The organism is Undibacterium sp. FW305-107 (assembly GCF_058788535.1).
This window is the reverse complement of record NZ_JBYTAV010000001.1, coordinates 22,550-45,088: the sequence shown is the minus strand read 5'-3', so window position 1 is coordinate 45,088 and position 22,539 is coordinate 22,550. Positions and strand designations below refer to the sequence as shown.

Here is a 22,539-nt window from a genome sequence, read left to right as displayed (position 1 = left end):
TTAAATGTCAGCAATAAAGCGATACCGCAACTCTTTCATAAACGCCGTTCATGCCCACGGTGTCAGCCGCTTGTTTTTGCTGATCACCGCATTGACCCTGTCAACAACAAGCGCACACGCACGCCAGCAAGGCTGGGAACAAATCCTGATCGCCAGTGCAGAATATTCAGTAAGCACCCAAAAAGACCTTGACGACGACTATCAAATTTCCAGTTACGAACACTGGGATCTTGATCAGGATACGGGTGAGCTGACATTTTCAGATAAAGGTGTGATCAAAGTAAGCGCCAAAATCCAGTTTGTCGGCTCTTATTCTGAACGCAGCAAGACATGGTTATGGAGTTGGGGTAACTCTACCATTTCCCCAGCCCTGTTCAAGCGCATGGATGTACTCAAAATCCTGGGCGCGAAACATCACTTCAACAAACTGACAGATCGCACCTGGCCAGCGCAATTAGCGGATGGATGGGAAATGGCGACGGTGGCTAATTACCTGCTGAAAACCAAGGGCATTTATCGGGTGCCGTTCGAGACCGGGTTTGTGTTCCTGGTCATTATCGATATCAGGAAAGTGCCTGCAGAATAAAGGCAAGCTGGCTGATGTGGACTGGTTTTTGATATTTACGCTGCCTGTCTCTTTTCTCATTCTTCATTCCACCTTCTATTTGACGACCCGGCTATTTCTGATCATGTCGTACAAAAGCTGTGCTGCCGGTGACAGGCGGGCGGCTTTGCGGGCGACCAGTACCAGGGTTCTGGAAATGACCGGGTCTTGCAATCGGATCACGCGCAGGCGAGGGTAATTGCCTTTTTGCATGGCAAGATTGGGCACGATGGCAGCAGCAATACCTGCATCTGCCAGGCCCAGGGCAGTGGAGTTGCGCTGTACTTCGTAATGAATCTGCAAGCTTAACCCAGTCTGGCCAGCTTGCGTACCCTGGCCCGCATGCAGACTTTCTGCACCCAGGTAGCCGTCAAGCAGGGCGCGGTTGCCGCTTGCCTGTCCGGCGAAAATTAGCGGGTGTGGCTGCAATTGTGCCCAGGATAAGCTCTTGCGTCTGGCCAGCGCATGGTCGTCACGGCAGACCAGTACAAAGCGGTCTTCCAGCAAAGGTGTCGCGCTGAGGTCAGGATGATTCGGTCCAGCCAGGTTGATGCCAAACTCCGCCTCGCGCCGCAACACGGCTTCGGCCACACCGGCAGATGCATGGTCGAGTATCTTGATACGGTTGTCAGGGAATAGCGCTGAATATTCACGGATGACTTGCGGCAGATAACGTACACCTGCTGTCGGTATGCAGGCAATGGACACATCGCCGCGCAGGGCCTTGCCGGTTTCACGTATCTCGGTCAGTGCTGCTGACAGTTCTTGCAGCAGGCGCCTGGCTTGCGGCAAAAAGTCTTGCCCCGTCCTGGTCAATGCGATGGAACGGGTGGTTCTTTCCAGCAAGGTTACACCAAGAAAAATTTCCAGATTGCGCAGCCGCTGGGTCACCGCCGTTTGCGTGATAAACAGCACATCCGCTGCCTTGTTAAAACTGCCATGGTCGGCAATCGCCACAAAAGCCTGTACGCCGAGGATATCGATTTTCATAAGAAAAATGAATCAATCATCTAAATAAATTCATTGTACTTTTAAATGCCCAGGTACGAAGATGCTCTTGTAAAAAATATTCTTCGCTGTCTTCATGGGTGTCTTATGCTGAATCCGCCATTGCCCGCGCTTGCTGTTGCTGAAACTACCAGCCTTTCCGCCTTACGACTTTTCTTGGTCTTTTCAAGGATAGCGCTGACTGGTTTTGGTGGCGTCATGCCCTTTGCCTACCGGGCACTGGTTGAACAATACCGCTGGCTCAGTGCAGAAGAATTCGCCCGTTACCTGGCACTCAGCCAAGTCTTGCCCGGCCCCACGATATGCAATGTTGCCCTGATGATAGGCAAACGCTACGCCGGTATCGCCGGTGCACTGGCTGCCATGGCAGGTCTGATCATCGGCCCCTTTTTGCTGGTGATTGCACTAGGTGTTGCCTATCAACGCTTTGGCAAACTGGCCATGGTGCAGGATGCATTGACAGGCATGACGGCAGTGGCAGCAGGCCTGGTGCTGGCAACTGCGATCAAGATGGCGATGTCGCTGTTTGGACAGAATGCTAAGGCTGGTACCACTGACGCTCCGGACAAAAGCATGCTGCTCTACAGTCGCACCAGCTTGCAGGCATTGTTGATGGCGCTGGCCTTTGCTGGGCTGGCCCTGCTCAAGTTTCGCTTGATTATTGTATTCGTGCTGCTGGCCCTGCCGGGCAGCGTGGCCGCATATTTTCTGAAAGAAAAAAATGAGTGATGAATCCCCCATGCTGGACCTGTGCCTGCATCTGTCCATCCTGTCGATGATGGCAGTTGGCGGCGGGCTGGTGATGATGGCACCTGACATCAGCCATTTTGTCGTCACAGAAAAACACTGGGTCACCAGCGCCCAGTTCGCCTCTGCCTATGCCATCGCCCAGGCCGCACCCGGCCCCAATCTCTTGTTCATCTCTTTAGTGGGCTGGCTTATCGCCGGCTGGACAGGTGCAATACTGACGACACTCGCGGTGATTATCCCCTCCACCATATTGACATTGTCCGTCATCAGCCTGGATACCTCAAGCTACAACAAACGCCTGACAGCCGCCGTGCGCGACACCTTCGCACCTATCTCCGTGGGATTCTTGCTGGCAACCGCCTGCCTGTTCATGCAACTCGATACCGCCAGTTGGCGCACTGATGTGATTACCGTGCTGACAGCCATCATCGTTGTGCGCAGCAAACTGAACCCCGTCGTCCTGATTACAGCCGGGGCTGCCGCCGGGATGTTGCATCTCATTTAAACTCAACCCAGGGAGGAAATATCATGTCCGACGCCCACACCAGCCTGACCCTGCAAATGCTGGAATGGATACAGCAGCGGCCACACAGTTATGCAGAAGTAATCGAGGTCTGGCACAGCACCTGTCCGAGGCTATGTATCTGGGAGGATGCTTGTGCAGACGGCTTGATCAGTTGCGAAGGCGGCTCTGCTGGTTTGGTGACATTGTCGCAAAAGGGTAGGGAGATGCTAGCTGCCACAAGAGAGAAGGCTGTAGGTACGATTAGCGCAGCGTAATCGTACGCATGTTAGCTAAGGCTCCAAATTTTGAACATTGATTTTCTCACGAAAAATCATATCAAACGCATTGTTTTTCAGTGGATAAAGGCCAGGCAATCAGATGAGCTTTTGTGGCTGCCCGGCTCAACATTCGTACGATTACGCTGCGTTTATCGTACCTACGCAGGCCGCCCACAATGTGCCGGAAAATTTGTGTATGCGATATGACTACTCAAATTTTTAAAATGTATTTCGCATGCGCGCAACGAATTTACCCGGTTGCGTAAATCATTGATAAAATACAAATACCCAAGGTGCTGATGGTCAGGCGTCTGAGGCGGCAATAGTATCTGCATACTGTACGCCTGCAGTTCACGACAAGTCACGGTCAATCATGATGAACTGACTTGCTGTTGAGTGCAGTCTTCTCTTACCTCAATCGGGCACATCCTCATGTCAACTATTTCCATACCTGCCGCTTATCGTGGTGCTACGCCTTATCTCATCATCAAGGGTGCTGCTGTTGCGCTTGAGTTTTATGCGGCTGCATTTGCTGCCACTGAACTGGTGCGTCTGGACGACGGCAATGGCAAGATCATGCATGCAGAAATCAGCATAGGCGATGCACTGCTGATGCTGGCCGATGAGTTCCCGGACATGGGTTATCGTGGCCCGCAGTCGCTGGGTGGTTCGTCGGTATCCATACACCTGTATGTGGACGATGTGGATGCCGTATTCGCCCGCGCGATGGAACTGGGGGCGACTGTTGCCATGCCTGTGGCCGACCAGTTTGATGGTGACAGGCGCGGTACGCTGATCGACCCGTTTGGCCATGTCTGGCTATTGGCAACTCGCAAGGAGGATGTTTCTTACGATGAGTTGAGGATCAGGTTTGCAAAGATGATGGGGCAGGGCTGATTGCCTGTCGGTGCCACACCTGCGCGGACTATCATTGATGACACTGCATACTGAAAAAAGACCTTTACCAAAGTCCCCATTCATTTTCGCCGCTACCGTATTGGGCTTCTCTGCCCTGTACGTACAAATGCATCTGGCTATTTTCCTCTTTGTATTGATGCTGATGTTTGGTCTTGGCCTGTATGCCAGCTTCAGTGCCTTGAGGTTTTTGCGGCATTCTTTCGATGGTCCGCTGGCCGGGTGGTCATGGGCGTTGATGACACTGCTTACAGTATGCTGGTCGGCCTGGTTTTATGTGCCCACTACATCGCTGGCGGAACATGTTGATGCCTGGATTTTTCAAGGACATTATGAAAATGAAGTTGCTAAACTCAGCGGTAACTTACCGGGAAATTGCGGGCAAACAAATGATTGTTACGTCGGCGATGGCAAGCCAGTGTATGTGTATTTCCCCTATGCCTTGCATGTGCCGTTTTCAGAGCATCACGGCATTCTGTATATAGCAGACCCTGCGCATGCGCCAGAACAGGCGCGGCTGGATAAAATTGGTGGCATGATGAAGTGCCAGGAGCAGCCTTTGCTCAAGCATTTTTATGCCTGTTTTATTACCGGCTATGCAGGTTAGGGGCCTTTCATCATCAACACTTATGCAGGCAAGCCACTCACCAGAAAAGCATGTGCCTCGGTCTGGAAATCCACTCTCTTGCTCAGGTAAGCGACGCTGAGTAAATGCAGCTGGTCTTTGAGGGGATTGGCATCGCTGTAGTTGCTGTCCAAAAAACGCTGGTAATCAGCTTTATTTTTCAGGCACAGGCTGATCGCCTGCACATAAAAATCATGAGCGACATGGGCATTGGCGGCGATCAGCATGTCTTCGATTTGTGCCAGTAAATGGCCATGCATATTGTAGATAAACTGGGCAAAGCCGCCCTGGCGCACATCATAATCAAAACGCGCGGCGAGCAAGTGTGGCAGGTGTGGTGCGTGGGTGCTGGTGAGTTCTTGCCAGTCGCCAGAACTGGTCGTTGCCAGCCAGAGATTGAGCTGGATGGTGATGGCAGCTTGTAGATTGGTCGCGGGCATGGATGATTTAAAGAAATGGAATCAGACTGTAGTATGCTAGCAGAATATTAATAAAAGGATTTTATATGATACTACGTCGTCACCTGCTCAAAACCGTATTGGCACTGAGTTGTGCTGCACTCAGCCCTGTGGCTGCCTGGGCTGCCGCTTTCAGTTCTGAGCGCATCAGCGTCAAGATAGAAGGCGAGGGCAGGGATGTGGTGCTGGTGCCTGGCCTGGGCTCTTCACCACGGGTGTGGACTGAGCTGGTCAAGGCGGTGCCTGGCTATCGTTATCATCTGGTGCAGGTGTCGGGCTTTGCTGGTTACCCTGCCGGTGGCAATACAGAGGGTGCAGTTGCGGCACCAGTGGCAGAAGAAGTCGCGCGTTATATTGCCCAGCTTGTGCCGCATGGTTTGGAAAAACCTGTGCTGATCGGGCATTCCATGGGCGGTTCCATAGGCATGATGGTGGCGGCGCGTCACCCACAGGCCATCAGTAAATTGATGGTGGTGGATATGTTCCCTTTCCTGGGGGCGATGTTTGGCCCGCCAGGTACGACTGTACAAAGCATCAAACCCATGGCAGACGATATGCTGGCAAAAATGCGGGCATCCACGCCTGAAGGCCGTGCACAAAGAACCGGGGCGGCGATCAATAGCATGGTCAACAATACTGCCATGCGCCCTGGCGCATTGGATGATGCACTCAAGAGTGACCCGGATGTTTCTGCCCGTGCTTATCATGAATTGATCACGACTGACCTGATGCCGGAACTGAAAAACATCACTGTGCCGACTTCGGTTTTGTATGTCGTGCCGAATGGTGCGCCGGTGACGCCAGAGCAAATGGATGGCTTTTACAAGATGGCGTATTCGGGCGTGAAAGATATACAGCTCAAGCGTATCCCGGCCAGCGCTCACTTCATCATGTGGGACCAGCCTGAGCAGTTCCAGGCTGAGGTCAAAGGCTTTTTGAAATAGCTTAGAAAGTTGCACGGAACTCTGCCCGTAATCGGCGTGAGTTCTATGCAGGCAATATTTCTTTGCTGGATTTCACCGGTCTTTCGCCGCGCATGATGACCGTGTGGCGGCGAAGCTACGGGCCTTTATCACATATCAGTACCCAAGGTATAGCCAGGCGATACCTTCATAAAATCCCCTCAGTTTTTAAAGCTTTTTGACAATGCTGTCATCCGTTGCCCTTGTGATTGCGTTATTGCAGCAAGAGGATGGATGAGTAGCTTTGCCATGCGGCAATGTCACATGCAGTTGAGCTCTCCATCCGTTTGATGAGTTGTAAAGTAATGGAATCAAAGGAGTGAGATATGGCATACGTCTATGGTGATGATGGTGTGTACGATGAGAGAACCAAGGGTTACGACTCCAGTTCCCTGAGCGCCAATTTCCAGGTCAATCTGGGCAAGGTCTCGTTTGGCAAATTGTCGGCAACGGATTTGACTGACTGGTACCAGCTCAATCTGGATGGCCCCGGCACTTATACCTTGGTGGTGTCCACCGACGTCGTCAATAACTATAGTTCCACCAATGAATGGCGCGAAACCTATAGCGGCATCGAGGTTAAAATCACTGACAGTGCAGGCAACCCGCTGGCCGGTCTTGATACCAGCTACGCCAGCCTGACCACCGATGGCAGCATCGTCTTCAATTATACGGGCGGCTATTCTCACGGCGATTTTTTTGTACGCGTCAGCAATCTGGCATATGCCGCTACCGACTACATCCTGGGCCTGAATGTGGCTGTACCTGGCAAGAACATCTACGGCACGGCTGCCAATGATTATCTGCAGGGTACAGTGGGTGACGACAATATTGCTGCCGGCGCGGGTAACGATACCATCGTCAGCAGCGCAGGCAATGATGTGGTGGACGGCGGCAGTGGCCTGGACTTTTTGCTGCTGGCGGGCAAGCTGGGTGACTATGCCATCAATGGCACGACCACCAGTTTTACCGTCAAGGACACGGTAGGTAAAGATGGTACGGATGCAGTCTCGCAAGTAGAGCGCCTGATCTTTACTGACTCTGCACTGGCCTTTGATATCAACGGTTCGGCTGGTCAGGCATATCGCCTGTACCAGGCAGCTTTCGGACGCAAACCTGACCTGGCCGGACTGGGATACTGGATAGACAGGATGGACCATGGCGTCAGCCTTACCCAGGTTGCTGCAGGTTTTTTCCAGTCGGCAGAATTCCAGAAACTGTACGGCAGCTTCCCCAGCACGACGACGCTGATCACCAACTTTTACCAGAATGTTTTGCACCGTGCGCCAGACCAGGCGGGTTTTGATTACTGGTCCAACCAACTGAACAAGGGCATGATTTCACCCGCAGGCGCGCTGGCCAGTTTTTGTGAAAGTGCAGAAAACCAGGCGCAGGTGATAGGACAAATCCAAAACGGGGTTGTCTATACTGAGTGGTTGGGTTAGTTGGTGGCTCAAGTTGGGGATCAAGTCAGTGCTGTAAGTAGTGAGCAATGAAATGGGGCGGCGCTAGTGCCGCCCTTTTTTATTCGCTCATATAGCAGTAAATGCTTGCCATCTAATAAATGTTTCAGTATTGCAAAATAAATGCTTGTTATATTTGTAAATATTGCCTATCCTACAAGTATGGACTGGTAAAACTCAGTGTTTGCCATGTATTTCTGATACTTTGCGAAGGTGATCCAAGATGCATGCTGCTATCCTCGACGTAGTAAACTCCACTGCAGTAGTCAACCTAACAGAACATCCGGCAGGCGTATCACCTGCTGCCAGCATTAATGCTCTCCAGCCCGTGCCTGCACTGACCATCATGGCGGCAGTTGACACCACGCCACCGGTCTTGAAATCACTGAGCATACCTGCCAGCGTGAATTTGTCGAATGGCGATACACCCCTGGTCATCACTGCCGTGGCGAGTGACGAGGGTTCTGGCGTCAGCAGCGTGGTGATAGAGCTGGATGCGTTTTTGGGCCACAATGTCAAACGACATGGTGGCACACTCAGCACCTTTGAAATGGATGGTGAGGACGATACCTGGGCCGATGGCCAGTCTAGCCAGACCTATACCATCACGATGGTTAACCAGGACCGCGTGTATCAGGTAGTGGGTGCGCAAGTCTTTGATAAAGCGGGCAATGCCACCAGCTATAGCGCAGCCCAGTTGAAAGCCATGGGGGTAAATACCGCCATTACCGTCACTGGTTCGATTGGTGGTATTGCGATTGACCCTAATGCGCTGTCTTTGCAAATTAATGGCACTGAAGCGAATGACTACCTCATCGGCACCGACAGGAATGAGAGTTTCTTTACTGGTGGTGGCAATGACATTGTGATCGCCAGTGGTGGCAATGACTATTTCAATGGTGGTGCCGGGCTGGATACGCTGGTCTTTTCGGGCAAGATGGCAAACTATGTGGTCTCGGCTGACGCAATAGCAAATACAGCAGCAAATGTGAGCATCAGGGATACAACCGGTCTTGGCGACAAAAATTCATTAAGTGCAGTCGAGAGGGTGCAGTTTTCTGATGCCGCCATGGCCTTTGATATCAATGGCGTGGCGGGTCAGGCCTATCGTTTGTACCAGGCAGCATTTGGCCACAAACCTGATCAGGCAGGCTTGGGCTACTGGATACAGAGCATGGATAAAGGTGCCAGTCTTAATGCTGTGGCGGGGGCCTTTGTCCAGTCAGCAGAATTCCAGCAGCTATATGGCAGTAATCCCAGCACCACAACCCTGATCACCAACCTCTATCAGAACGTCTTGCACCGCGTACCAGATCAGGCAGGCTTTGATTATTGGTCGAATCAACTCAGCCATGGCTTGATTAACCCTGCGGCGGTACTCGCCAGTTTTTGCGAGAGTGCAGAAAACCAGGCGCAAGTGCTGGGGCAGATTCAACAAGGGATTGTGTACATCACGTGGGCGGGTTGATTTTCGATTGATCAGTTTAAGCAAGCGCGACTGGGCCAGGCTTATGCCTGGCTTTTTTTTGTGACAGCGAGGCAGGGCGCATTGCAATGCGCCGTATGGTGTTCCAAATTCCGGGATAAGCATTTTCGCGGCGCATGACGCATACCTGAAGTGCAATCTATTGCGTCGGATGATTATCTCTCCATGCTATTTTTTTCGTCAACAAAAGTTGACATTCATCTTGTCGTCAACTAAGATTGACGCATGAAGAATAGCAAACCACTTCCATCACCTGACGACCCTGAGGCAGCTTTGGCTGCCGTGCTGGCCTTGCGCCAGATGGCAGATCAGCTGGAGCTTGCCGCCGTCAGCAATGCACTGGCGCAAGGCTGGTCATGGTCACAGATTGCCGAGGCACTTGGTGTTTCCAAGCAGGCGGCACACAAGCGTCTGTCGGGCATGGTGAGTTGATAATCAGCAGCGCCAACAGCACTCACGTCCTCATCAAACCGGATTCTTAACAGGAGAAACCCATGTTCGGAAAAATACAGCAACGCTTTCGTGATATGAGAAGCATCAAGAGCTTATGCGAACAGGCAGAGCAACATGCCCGTAGCAATGGCCAGGAGCCTGGAGCTGAGCATTTTGTGCTGGCTGCACTCGATATGCCGGATGGCACGGCACAAGCCGCATTTGCGCGCCTGGGTGTGGATGGGCATTCGTATAAAGAGGCCATCAGGCAACAGGCGGCAAATGCCTTGCACAGTGTTGGCGTGCAAGTTGATGTCAGCGTTTTAAAAACCAGCAATCCGCAGAGGGATATGCCCACCACTGGTGGTTTGTACCAGGCACAAGCATCTGGCCAGAACCTGATGCAAGCGCTGGCCAGCCAGCAAAAACCGCCAGGCCTGGCACTGCTGGGCGCGCATGTCTTGCTGGCAGCATGCACTGCGCAATATGGTGTGGCGGTGCGCGCCTTGCGTGCCATGGGGATAGAGCCCGCCAAACTGGCAGAGGCAGCCCGGGCAGAAATCCATGCGTGGGAGTTGGCGCGGGCTTGATTGGTGGGATATTGTCCTCCTTGCTACACGATGAGCATGGCTATAAGTTATGTGGTGAGAGGTATTGAGATAACGTACAATGCCAGTTTCAGAAATTTTATGATTTCAAGCAGGGCTGACACATCCGGCAGCTAATCTTTTCCGGGTAACTATTTTCATACAATGGCAACTTACATACCGTATTACCCACAGACTCCCATCACCAGGGCGATGTTTAATTTTGACGGGGTTGCTTCCGGTTTGATTAATTACATCTTGTCGGGATACATCCGTGTCTCGGTATCGGATAGTTTTACCAATGATGTCAGCTCGGGGTCCAGTGACTGGAATTGGTCGCAAAAGCAATTGAATAATATCAATACCATACTGGACATGTATTCCCAGTTTGCCAACCTGTCGTTTTCCAGCGTGGTGGATTATGACGTGTATGAAGGTAATGCGCTGGTGACACCAGCGGTGGTGGGCAAGGCAAATTTGTCTGACATCAATATCAACTGGCTCAATCGCAAAGACCTCAGCTATAGCGGCGTGTCAGGCGGAAATGCCGATAAAGCGTTTGGTTATGTCGGCGGTGCAGGTGACATCGCCCTGAATCAGGCAGCGGCTAAATTCCAGGGCGACTATTCCCTGGACCCGTATAGCCACGCGGCCCAAACCCTGATCCATGAACTGGGACATTCTTTGGGCTTGTCGCATCCGCATAGTGATTTCAAGAATGGCGTGCCTGTCATTACTTCAGATTATGCGGCCACTCAGTTTCTGGGGTTTGATGCGTTGGGCTTTACTATCAACAGCGCGATGGACATGTACAAGGAATATTTTTCTGTCATGTCTTATGACGACCAGAATTATTCTGCTTACCTGCATGCCTACACGCCCATGATATTGGATGTGATTGCCTTGCAACAGGCCTATGGCGAAGGCAAGGGTACCAGTGGCAGTGGTGATGACCTGATCCTTTCCGGCACTGACGGTTACCGGACCTATTTCGACAAAGGCGGCATAGACACTGTCGATCTGACTATGTACACCCAGGGGGCATTTTTTGCCATGGGTAGCACCATTGTTGGTGCTCCACATCTGGTAGGTGTAGCCATGAGTCGGGATGATGCGACAAATACCATCGTCAAAGGCGGTGACCCTGTCAGCTTGCGCTGGTTTTATGGCGAATATGAAAATGCCATAGGATCTGCAAAGTCAGACATCATCGTTGGAAGCTCTCTGGCCAATAATATCAAGAGTGGTGGCGGCGATGATTTTCTGAGCGGCAATAGCGGCAACGACTTTTTATTTGGCGAGGCGGGTAATGACTCCCTGGAAGGCGGTGAAGGTAATGACACCATGCTTGGCGGTGACGGTGATGATCGCTTTGACTGGCTGCAAACCACCCGCGATGGCAATGACCTGATGTTGGGTGGTAAGGGCAATGATACCTATGTGCTCGACAACAACTTAGACAAAGTGCAGGAATTGGCAGGCGAAGGAATTGATACTGTCTGGGTGAGTTTTGACAGTGCGCTCAGCAGTTTTGAGAATGTTGAAAACCTGCGCGCCTATGATAGCGCCAGCGTTCGCCTGACTGGCAATGCCGGCAATAACGTCATGTCTGGCTCCACTGGAAATGACACCATCGATGGTGGTGCAGGCAAGGATACTGTTTATTATGGCGGCAATGCATCCCGCTACCAGGTCACTAAGTCGGCTAATTCTTTCATCGTGAAAGACAGTGCAGGACAGGCCGGCACTGATACCCTGAGCAATGTCGAGTTGCTTGAGTTTGACGATCACTACGTCTCATTTGATGTCAACGGAATTGCTGGCCAGGCGTATCGCCTGTACCAGGCCGCCTTCGACCGCAAACCTGATTTTGCCGGGCTGGGTTACTGGATCAATGATATGGAAAAAGGTTCCAGCCTGACTACCGTAGCAGCGGGCTTTTTCTCTTCTGCCGAGTTCCAGAAGTTGTATGGCAGCGCCCCCAGCACCACTACCCTGATCACCAATTTTTATAGCAATGTCTTGCACCGCACTCCCGACAAGGCGGGGTTTGATTATTGGGCGAATGCTCTTAACAGTGGTGCGATTACTCCAGCCGGGGCACTCGCCAGTTTTTGCGAGAGTACAGAAAACCAGGCACTGGTCATCGGCGTGATACAGAACGGCATAGAATACACAGGCTGGCTGGGATAGATTTTTAAACGGCAGTTTGTTGAGCTGCCTGATATCTATCCTGTCATTTTCCATAAAAAACCGGCTCATCAGCTGGTTTTTTTATGGGGCCGATTCCTACTTCAGTAATATGACAACAGCATGACATTTTGCAGTAATTGATGCTGTTGCTTCCACCCATCAGTGTTGCATCGCAGATATTGCAGTGCGCAAAGCGGTTTGCTACATTGCTGCCATGACAAAAACAAAAAGAATAAGTAGTAAATTAGGTGCCAGTTTATTTGCCCTGGTGTTTTTAGTTGGATTTGGTGCGGGGGGCTGGTTCGGTGGTGTTTTACCGATGGCCCAGCAACTGCATGGCTGGTGGCGTGCCGGTGATCTGGTGGCGGTGCAGGCCAAAGTCGGCAGACTGGAACTGCGCGAGCATCGTTCTGAAGATGGCCCCAGCTACTCAGTCGATACTGAATTTGTCTACCAGTACGACGGCAAAACTTATCGCAGCAAACGCATCAGTGTCGGTGGCGACAGCAGCGACGGCTTCAATGGGTACAATCACAGAACCCACGCCAGCCTGCTGCAAGCCCGTAGCAGCGACCAAAGCGTCACCCTCTGGATGGACCCGCAAAACCCTGCCTTTGCCGTGTACGACAGGCAAGTGCATCTGAACCGTCTCATCTTCCTCATCCCTTTTGCTACCTTGTTTCCCGCTGTCAGCCTGGGGGCCTTGTGGGCGCTGTGGGCAATCTGGTTCAAGTCTGACGAAGAAGAAACGCTTGGCGAATTCAAGGGCAATGGGCAGCATGCCTCATATACTTCCTCAGGCAAGCTGGAGCTACAGCCAGAGCGCAGTGGTGCCGCCGCCCTGACTGTGTTTGCCGTGATCTGGAACCTGATCTGCATGCCAATAGCTGCCACGGTGTATATGCAAAAAAATGCAGGCGGCATGTTGATCTCCTTTATCACCCTGTTTCCGCTGGCAGGGTTGGGCTTGTTCTGGGCCGCTATACACATGGGGCTTGCGCGCAGGCGTATTGGCAATCCTTGGCTGAGTCTGGCGCAACAGCCTTATACCGGTATTGACGATTTGCCGCTACAGCTGCGTTTTGATCCCCCTCTGGGGCAACGCATGCGCACGGCGGCAACACATTATCCGGTGCAGCTGGAAGTGCTTTGTGAACATGAAGACCGGCGTGGTGAAGACACGACGACTAAAACCCTATGGTCACAACAACTGCGGGAACAGCAAGTTGTGCATGCTGCGCAGGGGATGGATTTCAGCATCAGCCTGCCTGCGGACATGCCTGCCAGCGGTACCCAGGATCATAAAGATGTAGAGGTGATCTGGAAGCTCAGAATCAGGGCGCTGGATGCCGAACTCATCTTTAAGTTGCCAGTACGGCAGGGCGTGGGTGGGCAAGTCAATGCCGCTGATGTGCTTGCCAGACAATACCCCCGTGAACCTGTCAGGCTCTTTGGCTTACCAAGAGCACCTGGGGATACCAGCAAACAAACCCGTAGCTGGTTCTGGGCCTATGGCATCTTCTTTATCCTGATTGCGATTACTGCCGTCGCCATCTTCAACAGTGCAAGTGACAGCAGCAGGCACAGGCGTAACGCAAATGCTGATCAGACTGAAGCACAAACCGAAACACTGGCGCAACTAAAAGCCAGGCTGGATGCCGGTGCCGATGTCAACGCCAGAGATGCGGATGGGCGCAGCCTGCTGATGCAAGCTGCTGATGACAACGACATCGCCAAAGTGCGCTACCTGCTGGAAAAAGGCGCGCAAGCAGATTTGACCACGCCGCTGGATGCGGATGGCAATGGCGAACGTAGCGCCCTGTTTGCTGCCATCAGCAATGACGGGGTAGAGATCGTGCAGATGCTGGCCGATGCCGGCGCTGACCTGCGTCGTCCCAGTAATAAACTGTGGACACCCATGCACTATGCTGCCTACAAAGGGGCGCTGAAAAGCCTGCGCTATCTGCATGAACGCGGGGTCGCCATCGACCAGCCCTTCACCGCAGGACGCGGCTCTACTCCCTTGATGATCGCTACCCAATACAATCAATTGGCCGTGATCAGTTTCTTGCTGCTGACTGGAGCAGAGCGCAGCAAGAAAGACTTGTACGGTGAAGATGCCTGCGGCTATTCAAGGTACTTCAAACAGCCGCAGGCAGCGACGGCGCTGGGATGCCCATGAGCGAATTCTCAGCAGTCGCCAGGAATGCAAAGCCCCTGCAAGCAGGCAGGTATATATATGCGGAGGATGCAAAACATACTATTGCCATTGTTGTGTCAGTTATCTGGCTGATTGTCAGTGCAGCTTTTAGCTGGCAGATATGGAAAGACTGTGCCAGTGCTTGTGCCATGGGGGAGTATCTGCTCATGCTTTCTCCCTTGGTTGGTGCCATGATGCTGGCGTATGGATGCATGCAGATTTACCTGCGCAAGCGCCTCGGTGAGGTGGTCTTGCAACTGCAGCAGCCCTTGCATCCAGCTTGCAGGGATGTGCCAGCGACTTTGTATTTCATGACCGGGCTGGGGCAGGGCATGCGTCACCCTGCTGCAACCCATCCCTTGGCATTGGAAATTGTCTGCACCCATGTGGAAGATAGCGGCGAGGACGCGAGCACGAAAACCTTGTGGTCGCAAAAGTTCAAGGACAGGCATATTGCCCAAGGCGCAGGCAGCGTGGACTTCACGCTTGGCCTGCCTGCAGACCTGCCAGCCAGCGGTGCCCTGGGACGCACTGAGATCAAGATCATCTGGAAATTGCAGGTCAGGGTACTCGGGACCAGAGTGAGTTTTGTGCTGCCCGTGAAGCCAGTACAAGCTGCAAGCTCCTAACTCTTTTGCAGATGCCGCAAGATGCTCTGTATGCCCGCTTCCATCTTTTGCCGGGCAGAAGAATTGGCAGAATGCACGCGCATTTCCTGCGGAGGTATAAAACCATGCGTCATGACGGCTTCTTCTATCCAAAGTACGACGTCGTAACCGGTGCCTCTCTCATCATCGCCCAGGTCATGATCAAGGCTTAAGTGAGTTACGGCACCGGTTTTTAGCAGATCGATAGTGTCTTCCGGCCAGTAAGTGCGGGTCCAGCCCTCCGGTGTAACTCTCTCATCGTCGAGATAAACTTTCATACGGACTCACTTTTTAAATGCAAAAACTCGGGTGCTTTGATTCATTGCTTTAACGTCTGACATGCTAAAGTATGGTGTGGTATTGATTTTAATGCAATTGCCCTTCCATATTTAATATGTCATGCCAGTCGTCAGGATGACCGTTATGGGCTGGAATAGCCCGCCAGTCTTGATTTGGCGGGAAAAGCTCATTAGAATATGCGTGCTTTTCTTTGATTGTGACCGATGCCCCGGTCGGTGATGTCAGGTCGATGGAATCGCTGCGCCATATTAGGCTAAGATGCCCTGATGTGACAGAACCGGACCCGGCCCCTGGGTTTTTCTTTCGATTCATGTCAACTACTATGAAAACATCTATCTCTCGCTATCGCGCCAGTGCCACGCATTTCATTTTGAGCTGCATGGTAGGTCTTTGCCTGCTCCTCATGTGCTGGTATATGTGGTATCCAACCCCTATGCTAAGAGCCATTGGTGGTTATGAAATTTTTTTCCTGATCGTTGGTATCGATGTGGTGCTGGGCCCAGCGTTGACGCTGGTGGTGTTCAACCCCAAAAAGAAATGGCTGGTGCTGGATCTGGCGGTGATCGCTATCGTGCAGATGTCGGCATTCTTGTACGGTGTAAGCACCTTGCTCGAAGCTCGCCCTGCCTATATCGCCGCTTTGGGAAAATCCTTTCAGGTCATACAAGCGTCTGAAATTACCGACACCAATCTGAATAAGGCAAAAACCACCCTGCCTTTTTGGGGCCCCAAGCTTGTCAGTGTCAAAGAACCTACTGAATTCGCCGATGTCAGCGCAGCCCAGGCCATGGAAAGTGTTGGTGGCGGTAAAGGTCACATGCCGCATTTGCATATCCCCTATGCCGACATGAAGGACGAGATACTGAAGAATGCCCTGGATTTCGCAGATCTTGAAAAAGATAATGCAGACAAAAAATCGGAAATACAGGCATGGCTGAAGTCAAATGACTGTGACGAAAAGACCTGCAAATACCAGCCCATCAAAATACGCGTCTCGACTTTCCCTGCTGTGATCGACGCAAAAACGGCGGCCTATAAAGGCATCATGCCGATTGTCCTTAAACTGTAATTCTCACCCGGCCTGGTTTGACTCAGCAAGTCTGACCAGGCCCATTCTTGAAATGTACCCCGAATGGCATCCGCAAAGGAAGGCAAGCTGGCATTGATCATTTTTGCTGTAGCAATTTTTTTCAGCTACGCACATCCCTATCATATCCATCCCTACAGAACTTTTTATCATGACCTGATCATCTGCCTTGGTCTGGCCGGTGCAATGGCATATTTTGTTATTCGCTCTGAGCCTGCGCTTGCAGTGCGCTTGCGCTTCCCAGCCTTGTTGGCATTGCCAATGGCGATCGTGCTACTGATCTTGCTGCAGGTCGCATTGGGTATGATAGTACCGGCCACCTTTGTCGCCTTTCCCCTCATGTACCTGCTGCTGTTTGCGCTTGCCATCGTGTTTGGCAGCAGCCTGGCGCTGGATGAGTCAAAGCTGGATATGGCAGTGGCAGCAATAGCGCTGGCCAGTTTGCTGGCGGCATCTGTGTCTCTGGTGTTTCAGCACATTCAGATCATGGGCCTGGATGCGACGCCATTTGTCATGTATATCGGCAAAGACCCCAATATTGCCATGCGCCCCTTTGCCAATGTGGCGCAGCCAAATCAACTGGCCCTGCTGTATTTTTTTGCGCTGGCAGGGCTTTGGTATTTTTATCGCACACACACATTTTCTGCCTTTAGTTCTGCTGCCATTGCCGCCCTTATTCTTTGGGGTGCAGTGCTGACACAATCACGCATAGGCTGGATACTGGTGCCGCTGTTTTTTGTCTATATGGTGAGCAAGCTGGAATCAGGCAGACGCAATGGCATACTCGTCATGCTGGCCTTGGTCATGCTATATGCAGCGCTGACTTTCTGCCTGCCGCAAATCAGCCAGGCCATGGGGTTTTCTGCCGGTTCCGTGGCTGACCATGTGGGCGGACGTTCAGAACGCTCGGTCTTGTGGCAAACCGCATGGCGACTGGCAGCAGAGCACCCCTGGCTGGGTGTGGGCTGGTTTGGTTACGGCCCGGGTCAGGTCAGTGTCGCAGCAGATTTTTCATCCAGCACCTATGCCGAACATGCGCACAACTTGCTGCTTAATTTTGCTGCTGAACTGGGTTGGCCTGCAACAGCACTGATCATGAGTGGCCTGTGCTGGTGGTTTTACCAGACCTGCATCCGCTCCTCCGAAAACAAAACCCCCAAAAGCATGCCATTGCAATTTTGCAGCCTGTGCCTGTTTGCCGTTGGCGTGCATAGCATGGTCGAATTCCCGCTATGGTATGCCTTCGTCCTGATACCTGTTGGCGTCATCATGGGCATGGCGCACCAGCTGCGTTGGCCAAGTGCTGGCACTGTGATCAAGCCCGGCATCGTGCTGGCCGGTTTTGCCTTGGCCTGTGTCGTCATGGCTGCCGTGACACTGGATTATCAGCGTGTCGTCGTCGGCTTCAAGTCCTTGCGCAGCGTACAGTCAGGCCAGCAGTCGCAAGAACAATTACTGCAAAAACCCCGCATCACCCTGTTCCCACAGTTCTTCGAATACTTCAAACTGACCCGCATCAAACCCCGTGAAGGCATGTCAGCAGAAGAAATCGCTTACATAGAAACCTGGAGCCCCCGCTTCGGCTTCGTCCACATCCTCAGCCAGCAAGCCGAGATGTATACCCTCAACGGCCAACCCAAAAAAGCCGCCCGCACCATGCTCACCCTGCAACGCCTGCACCCTATCCCTTATCCAGAATATTATGACTACTGGAAAGCCAAGGGGGCAGAAGACCCGCGCTATCAGGCGGTGTTTGAGACCATGCCAGCGCGGGATGCGCCTTAGGTGGTGGGCTGAAATTTGTTATTTCAAGACCTGTGGCGAAGCTTTCTTGCCCATGCCTTTCAATTTTGCGTAGCGAAATTCTTGTATCAATTTTTTGGGAAAGAAAGCTATTTTTCTATATGTACTGCAATCAAGGCGTATAACAATATTTGAAATATACAAAATCGTAGACGCTAATAAAAGCAGGTAACAAAGTCTCCGTTCCACTATTAGAATGTTCTTTTGAGAATTGCCATTCTGTTAAATTAATCCATAAAATTTTACAAAGAGCTTGTTTTCAGAATACAATTGAACAAAGTTTAGTTCTAACGGGTGTCGCTTTCTGATGTACTGATTACGCACCGTCCGGTTCAAAATCCTCCCACATGCCCTGAGTCGTATAGCGGTATGTCAATCACACAGTAGCTCAATACTTCAAGTGCACAAATAATTTGTTCACTCTGGGAAGTGTTCGGTTTACTTACTAATTTCAATTTATGAATTTTCAAGAATCTCATATCTGCAAGCGGCTGTTTCATACCGCCTTAATTTCTCTCGTGGCATTTGCTGCATTTTCGCAATCGGCATATGCAAGCATAGAATTAAAGTCTCCAATTCCTGCGACAAAAGAGATAGTGAACTGGGGTGTGGATGGTTCCGGCTGGACTTTGGTCGGGGGTTCGCCTCTTGAGGCATGTGGTTTATATGCGCTCAATGCCAAAACTTCAACGCCAAGCTGGCCTTGGGTTTTCGAAGAAATTAAAGCCGGCCCGCCAGATGCTTCTGGCCTCGTCACCGGCTATGGTTGCTATTTCAAAGAATTGAAAGCAGATGGCACATTTGGCCCTTCAACCTTGCTGACCGGCGTAGAGGGTAATCCTGAATGGGCTTGTACAAACCCGTACAAACTCGCTGGTACTCAGTGTTATCTTCCGCCAGAAAAAGATAAAAAATGCCCTTGCGTCGGCAACCCGATTAATTTTTCTACGGGAAATAAGCACCAGGTAGAAGTCGATTTGCCTCCTCTTGCTGGTGGGCTTGAGTTTTACCGTACTTATAATAGTGAATTCCCTTCCAAAAATTTGCGCAATGCGTTAGTCGTAGTCGCAACCCCCGGCTATGGCTGGCAGCATAACTTCCATAGAGCGATCGTACTGCAGAAGGCAGCGTCGGTTGCCACCATCTCCCGCCGTGACGGCAGTGTCTATGCGTTTACCTTGTCCAATGGCGTCTGGACAGGTGATGCCGACGACAATGCCAGGTTACAGCAACTGGCTGATGCGAATGGCAAAACGACTGGCTGGATCTATAACTCGTCAATGAACGACATCGAGACCTATGACGCCAAAGGCCGTCTGGTCTCTGAAAAAAGCCGCGCAGGTGTTTTGCAGACATTGACCTATAACGAAGCGACTAATCAGTTGATACGTGTAGTCGATTCATTTGGCCGGCAATTGCAGTTTGCTTATGACCAGCAATCGCGCCTCAGTCAATTGACAACGCCAGATAACAAAATCTACACCTATGCCTACGACGCCAATGGCAACCTGGCATCGGTGACTTACCCTGACGCCAAAATCCGTAGCTACGTCTATGATAACCCCAGCTTCCCACATGCATTGACGGGGATCGTTGATGAAAACGGGATACGTTTTGCCACCTATAAGTATGATGGTCTGGGCCGGGCAATTTCAAGCGAACATGCTACTGGCATAGATAAATACTCTGTCGATTATAGTCACGGACAGTATACAAAATATGTCACCGATCCACTGGGCGCAATGAGGTCTTATTCATTCACGCCAGTGCTAGATGACTTTAAAATTATTTACATCAGTCAGCCTGCTGGTTATGGCAGCGGTCCGGCAACGAGCAGTATCACTTATGATGACAACGGCAATAAAAAAACCGAGAGTGACTTCAAAGGCAATGCGACGGCCTATACCTATAACCTGGCACGCAACCTGGAGACAAAGCGCGTCGTCGCCAGTGGCACTGCGCAGGAGCAAACAGTGTCGACCATTTGGCACCCGACATTGAATATACCAACCCAAGTCAATGAAGCTTTATTGCGGACGACCTATACCTACGACACCAACGGCAATATCCTGACAAGAAGCTTGCAGGCAACCACTGATGCCGACGGCAGCCAGGGCGCGAGTGCAACCCCTGTTGGCAGTCCCCGCACCTGGACTTACACTTACAATAGTGCAGGGCAAGTGCTGACTATCACCAACCCACGTACTGATGTGCTCAATAAAACGACCAATACTTACGATACACAGGGCAACCTGGTCAGCGTCAGCAATGGTGCAGGCCATGTGACGACGTTGACGAATCATGACGGCAATGGCAAACCCGGCCAGATCACTGACCCGAATGGGGCTGTTACTACCCTCACTTACACAGAACGCGGCTGGTTAAAACAGCGTGTCATCACAGCGGATGGTATATCAGAAACCACGACCTATGATTATGACGGTGTAGGCCAGATGACCAAGGTTACCCTGCCAGACAACAGCTACATCAGCTACACCTATGATGACGCCCACAGGCTCACAAAAATCAGTGACAGCCTGGGTAACAGTATCAACTACACACTGGACAACATCGGTAACCGCATTAATGAAACCATCACCGATGGCGGCGGCAATTTGAAGCTCCAGGTCACCCGTATCTATGACGCGCTGAACCGCCTGCAACAAGTAACAGGGGCAGCACAATGAACAAGACTATGAAACAGACATTCCGTAATGCCTTGCTGGCCGTGGCCATCACTACCGTGTTTGCCCAGGCACAGGCGCAATCGACCGTCTACTTGTACGGATATGATGCAGTTGGAAATCTCACCAGCATCGTTAATGGCAATAATGCAACCACACGCCAAACATACGATGCGTTAAATCGCCTGCAAACCCAGAAAGACGCTAATAACCAGGTCACTAGTTATGCCTACGATGGACAGAATCGACTGACCCAGGTCACCGATGCCCGTAATTTCAGCACTCTCTACACCTTAGACGGTCTGGGTAATCAGTTGAGCTTGAACAGTCCTGACACTGGCACCACCACGACAACTGTAGATGCTGCTGGCAATGTATTGACCAGGACAGACGCCAAAGGTCAGACCACGACCTATGCCTATGATGTGATTGACCGCATCACCAGCATCACCTGGCACGACAACAGCGTCACCACCTACACTTACGACCAGGGCACGAATGCCAAAGGCCGCTTAAGCCAGATCAGTGACGCCAGTGGCACCATCAGCTACACCTACGATGGCCGTGGCCGCGTATTGACCGAGACCCGCGTGTTAGGCGCAGCCAATAACATCACCCGCTACCAGTACGACAACGCAGGCCGCCTCAGCAGCACGACCTACCCCAATGGCCGTTTGATCAGCTACACCCGTGATACTTTGGGCCGCATCACCCAGATCGACACCACCAAAGACGGCATCGCCATGACCATCCTCAGTCAGGCCAGCTACCGCCCCTTTGGCGGCGTCCAAAGCTACCGCAACAGCGCCGGACAAACATCCAGCCGCAGCTTCGACAACGAAGGCCGCATTGCCAGCTACACCCTCAACAACAAAGTACAAGCCATCAGCTACGATGCAGCAGGACGCATCACCGCCATCAATGAGACCAACAACCCCAGCCGCCAGGCCACCTACGGCTATGACACCGTCGACCGCCTCACCAGCTATCTGACACCCCAGGTCAGCCAGGGCTTCACTTATGATCCCGTCGGCAACCGCAACACCAAGACCAATGGCGCAGCCAACACCAGCTACACCTATGCCGGTAACAGCAACCGCCTCACCCAGGTAACCGACAGCCAGACAAAAACCATTGTCATGGACCCCAATGGCAGCACCACCAACAACGGCGTCAACCAGTTCACCTACGACACCCGTGGCCGCATGACCACTGCCGTCACCAGCATAGGTACAGTGCAATACCTCATCAACCCCCTGGGCCAACGCGTACAAAAGAACGTACCCGCCAATGGCAGCAATCCCGCCACCAGCACCCTGTATCACTACGACCAGGGTGGCAAACTGATCAGTGAGCGTACCGGACAGAACGATGTCGATTACATCTATCTCGGTGACTTGCCTGTGGCAGTGATCAAGTAAGACGCCACTGACCAGCACACGACAGGTCAACCAGAATAGCTAAATCAAATCGCCAACTGGTTACCAGAAAAACTTTACTGAAAAAATACCGCCATCAAGTTACCCACGAGAGCAGGCTTGATGGCAGGGGA

Annotated in this window: 21 protein-coding genes; 18 read left to right on the top strand and 3 right to left on the bottom strand. The window is 51.9% G+C overall.

The genetic code is table 11. From position 1 onward, the window contains the following. Positions 1-4: 4 nt before the first annotated feature. Positions 5-586: a DUF6882 domain-containing protein gene (locus tag AC3WQT_RS00195; protein WP_492701063.1), complete on the top strand. Its 582-nt coding sequence runs from the start codon at positions 5-7 to the stop codon at positions 584-586. Positions 587-661: 75 nt separating this feature from the next. Here AC3WQT_RS00195 and AC3WQT_RS00190 read toward each other — a convergent pair whose 3' ends face one another. Next, positions 662-1,594: a LysR family transcriptional regulator gene (locus AC3WQT_RS00190; RefSeq protein ID WP_492701061.1), complete on the bottom strand. Its 933-nt coding sequence runs from the start codon at positions 1,592-1,594 to the stop codon at positions 662-664. A gap of 105 nt (positions 1,595-1,699) precedes the next feature. Here AC3WQT_RS00190 and AC3WQT_RS00185 point away from each other — a divergent pair, with 105 nt between their 5' ends. From AC3WQT_RS00185 to AC3WQT_RS00165, 5 genes are all read left to right on the top strand, one after another. Then, positions 1,700-2,341, top strand: a complete 642-nt coding sequence (locus AC3WQT_RS00185; RefSeq protein ID WP_492701059.1) for a chromate transporter — start codon at positions 1,700-1,702, stop codon at positions 2,339-2,341. After that, positions 2,334-2,867 carry a chromate transporter gene (locus AC3WQT_RS00180; protein WP_492701057.1) on the top strand — a complete coding sequence of 178 codons (534 nt, stop codon included), beginning with the start codon at positions 2,334-2,336 and terminating at the stop codon, positions 2,865-2,867. Before AC3WQT_RS00185 ends, AC3WQT_RS00180 begins: the two co-directional genes overlap by 8 nt. A gap of 23 nt (positions 2,868-2,890) precedes the next feature. Next, complete coding sequence (locus AC3WQT_RS00175) at positions 2,891-3,142, top strand: hypothetical protein (RefSeq protein WP_492701055.1); 252 nt, start codon at positions 2,891-2,893, stop codon at positions 3,140-3,142. A gap of 435 nt (positions 3,143-3,577) precedes the next feature. Then, a complete protein-coding gene (locus tag AC3WQT_RS00170; RefSeq protein ID WP_492701053.1) occupies positions 3,578-4,042 on the top strand; it encodes a VOC family protein in 465 nt (154 codons plus the stop codon). Between the two features lie 37 nt (positions 4,043-4,079). Continuing rightward, positions 4,080-4,667 (top strand): hypothetical protein, encoded by a 588-nt coding sequence (locus AC3WQT_RS00165; RefSeq protein WP_492701051.1) that lies wholly within the window; start codon positions 4,080-4,082, stop codon positions 4,665-4,667. A gap of 20 nt (positions 4,668-4,687) precedes the next feature. Here the strand turns inward: AC3WQT_RS00165 and AC3WQT_RS00160 are convergent, their stop codons facing one another. Further along, positions 4,688-5,125, bottom strand: a complete 438-nt coding sequence (locus AC3WQT_RS00160) for a DMP19 family protein (RefSeq protein ID WP_492701049.1) — start codon at positions 5,123-5,125, stop codon at positions 4,688-4,690. Positions 5,126-5,190: 65 nt separating this feature from the next. Here AC3WQT_RS00160 and AC3WQT_RS00155 point away from each other — a divergent pair, with 65 nt between their 5' ends. The 8 genes from AC3WQT_RS00155 to AC3WQT_RS00120 all read left to right on the top strand — a co-directional run bounded on the left by AC3WQT_RS00155 (position 5,191) and on the right by AC3WQT_RS00120 (position 15,095). Further along, the gene (locus AC3WQT_RS00155) at positions 5,191-6,087 is read left to right on the top strand and encodes an alpha/beta fold hydrolase (RefSeq protein WP_492701047.1); all 897 of its coding nucleotides are present in this window, start codon (positions 5,191-5,193) and stop codon (positions 6,085-6,087) included. A gap of 344 nt (positions 6,088-6,431) precedes the next feature. Continuing rightward, positions 6,432-7,550, top strand: coding sequence for a DUF4214 domain-containing protein (locus AC3WQT_RS00150; RefSeq protein ID WP_492701045.1), 1,119 nt, complete (start codon positions 6,432-6,434; stop codon positions 7,548-7,550). A 241-nt stretch (positions 7,551-7,791) separates the two neighbouring features. After that, on the top strand, positions 7,792-9,036 hold the full coding sequence (locus tag AC3WQT_RS00145; RefSeq protein WP_492701043.1) for a DUF4214 domain-containing protein: 1,245 nt from the start codon (positions 7,792-7,794) through the stop codon (positions 9,034-9,036). 243 nt (positions 9,037-9,279) lie between these two features. Further along, complete coding sequence (locus AC3WQT_RS00140) at positions 9,280-9,486, top strand: helix-turn-helix domain-containing protein (protein ID WP_492701041.1); 207 nt, start codon at positions 9,280-9,282, stop codon at positions 9,484-9,486. Positions 9,487-9,548: 62 nt separating this feature from the next. Further along, positions 9,549-10,076 (top strand): Clp protease N-terminal domain-containing protein, encoded by a 528-nt coding sequence (locus tag AC3WQT_RS00135; RefSeq protein ID WP_492701039.1) that lies wholly within the window; start codon positions 9,549-9,551, stop codon positions 10,074-10,076. A gap of 162 nt (positions 10,077-10,238) precedes the next feature. After that, positions 10,239-12,266: a DUF4214 domain-containing protein gene (locus tag AC3WQT_RS00130; protein ID WP_492701037.1), complete on the top strand. Its 2,028-nt coding sequence runs from the start codon at positions 10,239-10,241 to the stop codon at positions 12,264-12,266. Positions 12,267-12,480: 214 nt separating this feature from the next. Continuing rightward, the gene (locus AC3WQT_RS00125; RefSeq protein WP_492701035.1) at positions 12,481-14,448 is read left to right on the top strand and encodes an ankyrin repeat domain-containing protein; all 1,968 of its coding nucleotides are present in this window, start codon (positions 12,481-12,483) and stop codon (positions 14,446-14,448) included. After that, entirely contained in the window at positions 14,445-15,095 is a 651-nt protein-coding gene (locus AC3WQT_RS00120; protein ID WP_492701033.1) for a hypothetical protein, read from the top strand. Before AC3WQT_RS00125 ends, AC3WQT_RS00120 begins: the two co-directional genes overlap by 4 nt. Here the strand turns inward: AC3WQT_RS00120 and AC3WQT_RS00115 are convergent. Next, positions 15,092-15,391 (bottom strand): cyclic-phosphate processing receiver domain-containing protein, encoded by a 300-nt coding sequence (locus tag AC3WQT_RS00115; RefSeq protein ID WP_492701031.1) that lies wholly within the window; start codon positions 15,389-15,391, stop codon positions 15,092-15,094. The genes AC3WQT_RS00120 and AC3WQT_RS00115 overlap by 4 nt on opposite strands. A 344-nt stretch (positions 15,392-15,735) precedes the next feature. Between AC3WQT_RS00115 and AC3WQT_RS00110 the strand changes: the two genes are divergently transcribed. The 4 genes from AC3WQT_RS00110 (at position 15,736) to AC3WQT_RS00095 (ending at position 22,408) form a co-directional block, all read left to right on the top strand. Beyond that, complete coding sequence (locus AC3WQT_RS00110; RefSeq protein WP_492701029.1) at positions 15,736-16,482, top strand: hypothetical protein; 747 nt, start codon at positions 15,736-15,738, stop codon at positions 16,480-16,482. Positions 16,483-16,545: 63 nt separating this feature from the next. Next, positions 16,546-18,285, top strand: a complete 1,740-nt coding sequence (locus AC3WQT_RS00105) for a PglL family O-oligosaccharyltransferase (protein WP_492701027.1) — start codon at positions 16,546-16,548, stop codon at positions 18,283-18,285. 614 nt (positions 18,286-18,899) lie between these two features. Continuing rightward, a complete protein-coding gene (locus AC3WQT_RS00100) occupies positions 18,900-20,990 on the top strand; it encodes a DUF6531 domain-containing protein (protein WP_492701025.1) in 2,091 nt (696 codons plus the stop codon). A gap of 8 nt (positions 20,991-20,998) precedes the next feature. Next, complete coding sequence (locus tag AC3WQT_RS00095) at positions 20,999-22,408, top strand: hypothetical protein (RefSeq protein ID WP_492701023.1); 1,410 nt, start codon at positions 20,999-21,001, stop codon at positions 22,406-22,408. Positions 22,409-22,539 lie beyond the last annotated feature (131 nt).

Coding starts and splice junctions, on each gene's coding strand:
- AC3WQT_RS00180 (WP_492701057.1), top strand. CDS start 2,334: ATGAGTGATGAATCCCCCATGCTGGACCTGTGCCTGCATCTGTCCATC.
- AC3WQT_RS00095 (WP_492701023.1), top strand. CDS start 20,999: ATGAAACAGACATTCCGTAATGCCTTGCTGGCCGTGGCCATCACTACC.
- AC3WQT_RS00130 (WP_492701037.1), top strand. CDS start 10,239: ATGGCAACTTACATACCGTATTACCCACAGACTCCCATCACCAGGGCG.
- AC3WQT_RS00160 (WP_492701049.1), bottom strand. CDS start 5,125: ATGCCCGCGACCAATCTACAAGCTGCCATCACCATCCAGCTCAATCTC.
- AC3WQT_RS00145 (WP_492701043.1), top strand. CDS start 7,792: ATGCATGCTGCTATCCTCGACGTAGTAAACTCCACTGCAGTAGTCAAC.
- AC3WQT_RS00185 (WP_492701059.1), top strand. CDS start 1,700: ATGCTGAATCCGCCATTGCCCGCGCTTGCTGTTGCTGAAACTACCAGC.
- AC3WQT_RS00175 (WP_492701055.1), top strand. CDS start 2,891: ATGTCCGACGCCCACACCAGCCTGACCCTGCAAATGCTGGAATGGATA.
- AC3WQT_RS00110 (WP_492701029.1), top strand. CDS start 15,736: ATGAAAACATCTATCTCTCGCTATCGCGCCAGTGCCACGCATTTCATT.
- AC3WQT_RS00195 (WP_492701063.1), top strand. CDS start 5: ATGTCAGCAATAAAGCGATACCGCAACTCTTTCATAAACGCCGTTCAT.
- AC3WQT_RS00190 (WP_492701061.1), bottom strand. CDS start 1,594: ATGAAAATCGATATCCTCGGCGTACAGGCTTTTGTGGCGATTGCCGAC.
- AC3WQT_RS00150 (WP_492701045.1), top strand. CDS start 6,432: ATGGCATACGTCTATGGTGATGATGGTGTGTACGATGAGAGAACCAAG.
- AC3WQT_RS00140 (WP_492701041.1), top strand. CDS start 9,280: ATGAAGAATAGCAAACCACTTCCATCACCTGACGACCCTGAGGCAGCT.
- AC3WQT_RS00170 (WP_492701053.1), top strand. CDS start 3,578: ATGTCAACTATTTCCATACCTGCCGCTTATCGTGGTGCTACGCCTTAT.
- AC3WQT_RS00120 (WP_492701033.1), top strand. CDS start 14,445: ATGAGCGAATTCTCAGCAGTCGCCAGGAATGCAAAGCCCCTGCAAGCA.
- AC3WQT_RS00135 (WP_492701039.1), top strand. CDS start 9,549: ATGTTCGGAAAAATACAGCAACGCTTTCGTGATATGAGAAGCATCAAG.
- AC3WQT_RS00125 (WP_492701035.1), top strand. CDS start 12,481: ATGACAAAAACAAAAAGAATAAGTAGTAAATTAGGTGCCAGTTTATTT.
- AC3WQT_RS00165 (WP_492701051.1), top strand. CDS start 4,080: ATGACACTGCATACTGAAAAAAGACCTTTACCAAAGTCCCCATTCATT.
- AC3WQT_RS00115 (WP_492701031.1), bottom strand. CDS start 15,391: ATGAAAGTTTATCTCGACGATGAGAGAGTTACACCGGAGGGCTGGACC.
- AC3WQT_RS00155 (WP_492701047.1), top strand. CDS start 5,191: ATGATACTACGTCGTCACCTGCTCAAAACCGTATTGGCACTGAGTTGT.
- AC3WQT_RS00105 (WP_492701027.1), top strand. CDS start 16,546: ATGGCATCCGCAAAGGAAGGCAAGCTGGCATTGATCATTTTTGCTGTA.